We start from the raw sequence: 587 nt of genomic DNA, 5'->3' as shown, positions 1-587 counted from the left end.
CGTAACAGTTAACAGATGGAGCGCAGTCACACGATTGCGCCTGTTAACACTAGGGCGGTGTTAACAGTTTTAGGGAACCCTAAAAATTATGAACCGCCAGGTCCAGGCGTAGGATATGGCAAGTCGAAGAATTGTAGTATCCCGCCGTGTGAGACCTAATGCAGATAATCAAGGAGCCGTATGGATTGAGAGTGAGCCTCTCAATGGCGATATTGATATTGATAATGACTCGGTTTTCAACCCGGCATTTCAATTTCTCATTGACCTGAGTCATATCGCCTCAGATATACTGGGGCGTCAGGTTTCAATGACACGTTCCGTTGTTCTCAACGGTATTGGAATCGGTGTACGTCCTGTTGATGACATCACCGACAACGACGAGTCTGCGTTCTTCGCAGGTCGTTTCCAAATGTACCCAGCCACGTCGCATGGAAAGAAAGCACTTTCTTTGGCGGCGAGGATGGAGCGAGAGATTGAGTCCCACGAGGTGGATTCTGACTCATATCTCCTCAGTAGTGATACTGACTATTCAGGACTACGCTTGGGATGGACTGACAACCCTGAACCTCGAGGTGTTGTATCAGACC

1 protein-coding gene is annotated in these 587 nt (G+C 48.4%); it reads left to right on the top strand.

From position 1 onward, the window contains the following. The first annotated feature begins 15 nt into the window (after positions 1 to 15). A complete protein-coding gene (locus RINTHH_RS10790; RefSeq protein ID WP_155943930.1) occupies positions 16 to 159 on the top strand; it encodes a hypothetical protein in 144 nt (47 codons plus the stop codon). Positions 160 to 587 lie beyond the last annotated feature (428 nt).

The organism is Richelia intracellularis HH01, assembly GCF_000350105.1.
GTDB classification, from domain to species: Bacteria; Cyanobacteriota; Cyanobacteriia; order Cyanobacteriales; family Nostocaceae; genus Richelia; species Richelia intracellularis.
This window is presented reverse-complemented; position numbering and strand designations above follow the sequence as displayed.